This is a genomic window from uncultured Mucilaginibacter sp., assembly GCF_903893715.1.
Taxonomy (GTDB): Bacteria; Bacteroidota; Bacteroidia; order Sphingobacteriales; family Sphingobacteriaceae; genus Mucilaginibacter.
Map to the genome: position 1 here is coordinate 23,963 of NZ_CAITNG010000070.1, position 6,046 is coordinate 30,008.

Here is a 6,046-nt window from a genome sequence, read left to right on the forward strand (position 1 = left end):
AACGCCGGGTTGGAGCTATAGTTTTTCGAGAGCGGTTTTTACTTCTTCCATCAGCCACATGGGGGTCGAGGTGGCCCCGGCTATGCCTACGGTATCGCCTTTTTCGAACAGCGATGGATCGATCTCATCGGCCGAAGAGACAAAAAAAGTGTTGGGGTTATGGCGCAGGCATACCTCGAACAGCACCTTGCCGTTTGACGATTTTTTGCCCGATACGAACAATACCTTATCGAATTTTAAAGCAAATTCGGGTAGGTCGCGGTCGCGGTTCGACACCTGGCGGCAAATGGTATCGTTGGCCTTTATCTCGTAACCCCGGTTGATGAGTTCTTCTTTTATCTGGTAAAACTTTGCCGTGCTTTTGGTGGTTTGGCTGTAGAGCGTAAATTTTTGCGGCAATTCTATTTTGTCGAGTTCGCCCAGATCCTGGAACACCAGTGCTTCACCATCGGTTTGACCCTGCAGGCCAATTACTTCGGCATGGCCGTGTTTGCCGAATATGACGATTGGCTCATTGGCATCGAAGGATGTCTTTATCCTGTTCTGGAGTTTTAACACCACCGGGCAAGAGGCATCAATCAGGGTAATGTTGTTTTCGAGAGCTATTTTATAAGTTTCGGGCGCTTCGCCGTGGGCGCGGATGAGCACTTTTTCGTTATGCAGACCAAGCAAGGCATCATGCCCGATAATGCGCAGGCCTTTCTTTTTCAGACGGTCAACCTCCTCGTCATTATGCACAATATCGCCCAAGCAATACAGGTAACCATCTTCGGCCAGGATGTCTTCGGCCATATCAATGGCGTAAACCACCCCAAAGCAAAAGCCTGAATCCTGATCGATGGTAACCTGAAGGTCTAATGCTCCCATAAGGCAAATTTACTGATTTATTGAATGATTGAATGACTGATTAGTGTAAATTTATATTTAGGCCCTCCGCATCAGAATGAAAAAAACAAACTGTACAATCAGCAAAACCACCCCTGCACGGCTTTGTTTTTTAAACTGAAAAACTTCGAATATGGCCAGCATAAACAGGCTGACAAAAAACCAATCGATGTAGTTAGATGTGGGCGCGGTTAATTGGCTATTGCCGATGCGCCAATGCCAATAATCGAACTTTACGGCTACCGGTTCGATAAACAAATCCAAAAACACCATCAAAATAGCCCCGGCTACAATTCGTATCCCGGCATAAGCGGATATGATGTAACGCATAAACACGCCAGTGGCATAGGTAATGATGAGCCAGTTAAAACCGATGATCAGCGGCACGTCATCGTACTTGATACCAAGTGTGCTGCCATAACTGTACTCGCCAAAAAGGGTATGCTTGTTGATGCCACGCCACTCGGCACCATAGCCAAACAAGACGACGAGTGCTATAAAAGCCAGGAATTTCACATTAAATTCCTGATGGCTATAGCAGATGACCAATACCATGAGCAGGATATGGTAAGGCACGAGCTTTAAGAAAAGCGGCTGCCAGGCATGGTTGTAAAAGCCGATTAATCCAACTGCATGAAACAGAAGAATGATAACAATAGCGATTGTTTGTTTATTTTGTTTCATACCCTTCGCCCCTTCCATGTGTTACTTTTTGTTAAATGCCTTTGTATTGCAAAGACTGAAATGAGCACCAGGCCAAGCATTTGCAAGGGGTGCAAAACAACGTTGTAAAAAACATTTTGCCCTGCCATAAGCGATATCATGATGCGTGTTAAAATTATCAGGCCTATCATAAAAAACAAGAGCGAAGGGTCGGTTGTGAACGCCACCAGAAAAGGCCCTCCTATCAATAAGAACAAAAAAACTAAAAATCCGGGAATACTGTAGTTAAAAGCCGCCAAAAAGTTTTTACTGAAACCGTTTATACCCTCTGTAAAGTTTTTGTACATCCGGCAAGTCACCATCCCGTTGGCCAATAAAGCCTCGCCGTTTAGCCCGGTTGATTTTACCAGACGCATAATTTCGACATCTTCGACTACTTTGTTTTTAACCTTTTTGTGCCATTGATGTTTTTTATATTCGGTAGCGTTAAAAAACATAAACTGGCCGCTGGCCGCTGCCACCGAGGTGTTTTTTATCAAAAAAACCAACCGCAGCGGTAATAAGTTCAGCAAAATAAAGTGCATGAGCGGCACTACAGACCACTCACCCAGGGTTTGCATGGTTTGATTGGCAAACAAACTCAGCAAACTCAGACGGTTTAAAAGCATACGGTGGATGGCGCTGTTTATCAAACCATCGTATATTTTTTCGTCGGCATCCAAAAACAGCAGGTATTCGCCTTTGGCAAGGGTTGCCATTTGATGGCAGGCATGGTTTTTACCCAACCAGCCCTGGGGCAAATCGTTGCCCTTTATTACGCTAAAGCGACGGTCGGTCTTCGAAAAATCAAGGCAAAGCGTGTAGGTATTGTCCGTTGAGCCGTCGTCGTAAACAATCACCTCGTATTCAGTATAGTCCTGGTTCTTGATGGAATTCAATAAATCAATGATGTTGCCTTCCTCGTTGCGTGCGGGTATCAAAACGGATACCAGTTGGTTGTACTGCCGGTTAACGCGACGCAGTTGCGGATCGGACACGAAGTTGAACAATGTTACCACAAACCGCAGTATCATAAAAAAGAACACCAGGTAGATGATATAAATCATTTATATGGTGATGTTGGTTTGTGTGGTTTTTGCCGCCATATAATGTTGTTGGTATGCTTTGCGCAACTCTTCTAAAGTAGTAAAATCATTTGAGTGAAAGACAGTTAAGGAACAAAAAACAGAGGGCTTTTTATGTTCAAAGTTTTCGGTAAAGGATGCCGCAAAAACGTATTGGAAGTCGGGCTTTGCCTGGGCAGCGATGCGGAACACCCCTTTTTCAAAACCTACCTCGTCGACAAAGTTGGAGTGCAGTTTTCCTTGCGGGAAAATAACGACCATATTATTGACGTCATTAAGTAACCCGGCCGCGAAACTTAACGCTTCTAAAACTTGTTTTGAATTTTTGGCAACGGAAAACCCGCCGAGATATTTAAAGATACCGACCTTTTGCATGGTTTCTTCGAGCACCATCGTATGAAAGTTTTTTTTAAAATACAGCCGATTGATATGGTACAATATAAAGCCATCCCACCAACTGCAATGGTTGGCTATTAGCAAAATTGATTGGTTCGAATCAAAATCGGGTGTATTGAAGTGTACCTTTTTAAAATGCCGGCGTATTATCCAGGCGATGTACCCATTAAGGAAACCAGTAATAAGAAAGTTTTTTTGGGGCTTTAACATCACCGCAATATAGCTATTGATACTTGGCTGTACCATTAATTTTTGGTGATTCAACATAAAAATCTACGCGGGCGTGACCTGTAAGAACTTTAAAAGTGATTACAATCATTATCTGCATAGAGAATAAATCCCATTTTGCAGCTTAATTAATCACGATGAAAGATATTCACGAAACCGTGTATAATAAGCTGCTGACCATACAGGTAAAGTATCCGCGGTATTTTGAACAAAGTAACATACATATCTTTGGCTGCGTGCTTATTAATTGGGAAGAACCCGTTACAGTGAAAGTGATTGCGAAAAACCTTCCCACACAAATAAAGGAAGATATTGAGAAAATGTTCCCGCCTCAAGAAGGCTAATGCGCTACGTTGACCTGGTTTTTTAAGGCCTGTTGATGGAAAGCCTGAATGTTTTTATCCAAATCCTCAAATTTAACGGTTCCGGCTACGCCGCAATCGAACAGGTGAATGTAGGCTGATGGTTTTAGACTTTCGAAATAATCAATCAGGGTGGCGCAATACACTATTTGGCAGGGCCCCTTGATGTGGTTGATGAGCCGTTCGATACCTTTTTCGACGCCGACATGGGTTATATGGTTGGATATCAATTCGCCTTGTGGGAAAACCACGACGAGGTTTTGCGGGTCGTTGAGCAAATCGGCAGCATACCATAACGATTTTATCATTTCGCGGGTGCCCCGCTCGATGGAGAAGCCGCCGAAGAGGTTAAGCAGCATCCGTTTTTCCAGATGGTCGTGCTGCATCATGATGTATAACTTACGTTTAAGCACCCAGTAGGCAATGTAATTGCCAAAAAAGCCATCCCACCAGCTAAAATGGTTGCACAACAACAGTACAGAGTGGCCTTCCTTCGCTGTAAAAGGCGCAACTACCTGGATATTGTTGAAGGCCTTGCGCATACGGTAGCGCATGTACAGCGCGAACATATTGCTCAAAAAGGTATTACGGCGGGCGGGTATCATGCAGGCAAATTTACTAAATACATATCCAAAGCGGGTGTTACCAACCAGTGGCCCATCGGCACTTCGTGCACTTCGGCATCGATAATTTGGTTTATCACGTGCAAAACGGGTTTCATCGGGAACAACAAATCATCGTGCCCGAAGATGAACGTGGTTTTGATGCGGTGTTGGTTGATGAGCGACACCACCTTTTCTACGTCGGGTTGTAAAAAGCGGATGAGGTTGAGCGTGTAAAAAACATCGTGCCGCTTTTTGGTCGTGTCTATCTCGTTGTAGGCTATGGTATATAGACTTTCGTCGATATTGTTAAAGCGCTTGAGCGTTTTTAAAATAGCGGGCATGAGCCATTTGCTTTTGGTGGCTGTTTTAAAGAAGAAACGGCCAAAAGTATTGTGCTGTAAAAAAGTAAAGCCTTTGTAGCCACCCAACCCGTCGGGTGCCATCAGGATGACGTCGTCGATGAGGTCGGGGTATTCTTCCAATAATATAAGCGCCAGGTTACAGCCGATGGAATAGGCCATGAGCGATATGCGCTGGCGTCCATAAATTTTGAACCATTCTTCGAGGTACTCTTTCACCAAATGTTTGGGCATGCCAGCCATTATCTGTTTTTCGGTCCAACCGGCAAGGGTGCTATCGCCATGAAAAAAATGGTCGAAGCCGTAAACGCTGTAGTCGCTGAGGATGGATTGTTCGAGCACTCGGAATTGTTTACCCGTCATGCCGTAGCCGTGAAAAGCCAGCATGGGCTTTTTACCCGTGCCATATTGGTGATAGTGTACCGTACCGAGACCTTGTATTTGCAGGAAGCCCATATGGGTGCTAAGTTAATGGTTATTGGTTGTAACATGAAGTCGGGTACAAGGTTTCCTCATACTACATTAAACACATATTCCAGCGAAGGTGTTTTATAGTAAGTTATTTTGACTTAATTTTAGGAATGGAAAGCGCCCACTTCACCGATTTAGTCAGGGATATTATTCAAACTTCCGGAAAGGTGGCGGTTAGATATAAATACGACCATGTTGATACAGAACATTTGCTTTTGGCGCTGATTGATGAGTGTTTAAAAAACCCGGTGGGGGGAGGAATTGTCCTAAAAATTTTTAGGCAATTAAATGTAAACCTGTTTGACCTGATAGAGGATATCGAAGGAACTTTTGATGATAAGCAGGAATCCGTTTTTGCTGGAAAAATACAATTGACACAAAAGGTAATATTGATTCTAAAACTCTCTTATCTGGAAGCCAAAATATCTCAAAGCGAGACTATATATCCGGAACATATATTGTTGTCATACTTAAAAAGCGGTACTACGTTTTCTAAAGATAAGCTAACCCTTAAATATAGCTTTACATACGATAGAGTGAAAAATTGCATTTAATAGGTTTAATTCTTAGTTTTTATAGGGTGTGTATTTGGAATTGTAAGGCGATTTTTGTACCTTGTAGGGAATTGGATGTCGGAAAGCTGAGGACGGAAAGGTGAATTTAAAACACCCATATTTACCATGTTGTTTGTCATTAAGTCATTGGTCATCCCGATAGCTATCGGGAAGTCATTTTTAATTTGCATCCCGATAGCTATCGGAAGCACAATTGCACATTGAAAGAATACCCATAAATACCCATATAAATTCGAAATGTCCCGTCCTAAAATAGGTTGACTAAAAAGAGTCAACAAGATGGAGAATGAGAGCGTTAAATTAAAAAGGAGAACCCCGGCTGTACATTACAGCGAAGGGTTCAAAAAGCGGGTAGTACAGGAATATGGCCGTGGGCTG

Annotated in this window: 8 protein-coding genes; 2 read left to right on the plus strand and 6 right to left on the minus strand. The window is 43.2% G+C overall.

Translation table 11 applies throughout. The annotated features are described in order from the left end of the window. Positions 1-15 precede the first annotated feature (15 nt). Genes QZX97_RS08720 through QZX97_RS08735 form a run of 4 tightly spaced genes read right to left on the minus strand, consistent with a single transcriptional unit; the run spans position 16 to position 3,278 of the window. Positions 16-867, minus strand: coding sequence for a 4-hydroxy-3-methylbut-2-enyl diphosphate reductase (locus QZX97_RS08720; protein WP_295650585.1), 852 nt, complete (start codon positions 865-867; stop codon positions 16-18). A 57-nt stretch (positions 868-924) separates the two neighbouring features. Beyond that, positions 925-1,569: a carotenoid biosynthesis protein gene (locus QZX97_RS08725; RefSeq protein WP_295650587.1), complete on the minus strand. Its 645-nt coding sequence runs from the start codon at positions 1,567-1,569 to the stop codon at positions 925-927. Continuing rightward, positions 1,566-2,654, minus strand: coding sequence for a glycosyltransferase family 2 protein (locus QZX97_RS08730; protein WP_295650590.1), 1,089 nt, complete (start codon positions 2,652-2,654; stop codon positions 1,566-1,568). Before QZX97_RS08730 ends, QZX97_RS08725 begins: the two co-directional genes overlap by 4 nt. Continuing rightward, positions 2,655-3,278, minus strand: coding sequence for a lysophospholipid acyltransferase family protein (locus tag QZX97_RS08735; protein WP_295650593.1), 624 nt, complete (start codon positions 3,276-3,278; stop codon positions 2,655-2,657). Between the two features lie 155 nt (positions 3,279-3,433). Here QZX97_RS08735 and QZX97_RS08740 point away from each other — a divergent pair, with 155 nt between their 5' ends. After that, on the plus strand, positions 3,434-3,640 hold the full coding sequence (locus tag QZX97_RS08740) for a hypothetical protein (RefSeq protein ID WP_295650596.1): 207 nt from the start codon (positions 3,434-3,436) through the stop codon (positions 3,638-3,640). Here QZX97_RS08740 and QZX97_RS08745 read toward each other — a convergent pair. Then, positions 3,637-4,263: a lysophospholipid acyltransferase family protein gene (locus QZX97_RS08745; RefSeq protein WP_295650599.1), complete on the minus strand. Its 627-nt coding sequence runs from the start codon at positions 4,261-4,263 to the stop codon at positions 3,637-3,639. The genes QZX97_RS08740 and QZX97_RS08745 overlap by 4 nt on opposite strands. Next, entirely contained in the window at positions 4,260-5,078 is an 819-nt protein-coding gene (locus tag QZX97_RS08750) for an alpha/beta hydrolase (protein ID WP_295650600.1), read from the minus strand. Before QZX97_RS08750 ends, QZX97_RS08745 begins: the two co-directional genes overlap by 4 nt. Positions 5,079-5,203: 125 nt before the next feature. Here QZX97_RS08750 and QZX97_RS08755 point away from each other — a divergent pair, with 125 nt between their 5' ends. Continuing rightward, complete coding sequence (locus QZX97_RS08755) at positions 5,204-5,647, plus strand: Clp protease N-terminal domain-containing protein (protein ID WP_295650602.1); 444 nt, start codon at positions 5,204-5,206, stop codon at positions 5,645-5,647. Positions 5,648-6,046 lie beyond the last annotated feature (399 nt).